1 protein-coding gene is annotated in these 1,043 nt (G+C 69.5%); it reads left to right on the forward strand.

Features of this window, described 5'->3' with window-relative positions; all coding sequences use genetic code 11:
* Positions 1 to 1,043: translation initiation factor IF-2 (locus tag AC1DY2_RS20065; RefSeq protein ID WP_476764017.1), on the forward strand; the 1,043-nt coding region annotated here is incomplete at both ends.

Here is a 1,043-nt window from a genome sequence, read left to right on the forward strand (position 1 = left end):
GGCGGCTTCCAGCGTCCCGGCGGTGCTCCCGGCACCGGCTTCGGCGGCCCGCGTCCCGCGGGCGGCGGCGGTCGTGGTCGTGGACCCGGCGGCGGCACGGCCGGCGCCTTCGGCCGCGGTGGCGGCAAGAGCAAGGCCCGCAAGTCGAAGCGCACGAAGCGCCAGGAATTCGAGATGCGGGAGGCTCCGTCGCTCGGCGGCGTGAGCGTGCCCCGCGGCGACGGCAACACCGTCATCCGGCTGCGTCGTGGCGCGTCCATCTCGGACTTCGCCGACAAGATCGACGCGAACCCCGGTTCGCTCGTGACCGTGCTGTTCCACCTCGGTGAGATGGCCACGGCGACGGAGTCGCTCGACGAGGCCACCTTCCAGGTGCTCGGCGAGGAGCTCGGCTACAAGATCCAGGTCGTCTCGCCTGAAGACGAGGACCGCGAGCTCCTCGAGGGCTTCGACATCGACCTCGACCAGGAGCTCGAGGACGAGACCGACGAGGATCTCGAGATCCGCCCGCCGGTCGTCACCGTCATGGGCCACGTCGACCACGGTAAGACCCGACTCCTCGACGCCATCCGCAACGCGAACGTCGTCGCGGGCGAGGCCGGCGGCATCACGCAGCACATCGGTGCGTACCAGGTGCACACTGAGCACGAGGGCATCGAGCGGGCCATCACCTTCATCGACACCCCGGGCCACGAGGCGTTCACCGCCATGCGTGCCCGTGGTGCACAGGTGACCGACATCGCGATCCTCGTGGTCGCGGCCGACGACGGCATCATGCCGCAGACGGTCGAGGCCCTGAACCACGCGCAGTCGGCCAACGTGCCGATCGTGGTCGCGGTGAACAAGATCGACAAGCCCGACGCCAACCCGGCCAAGGTGCGCCAGCAGCTCACCGAGTTCGGCCTGGTCGCCGAGGAGTACGGCGGCGACGTCATGTTCGTCGACGTGTCGGCTCGGGAGAACATCGGCATCCAGGACCTGCTCGACGCAGTGCTCCTCACCGCCGACGACGGCCTCGACCTGCGTGCGAACCCCAACAAGGA

This window comes from Agromyces sp. P1_H4, assembly GCF_056405255.1.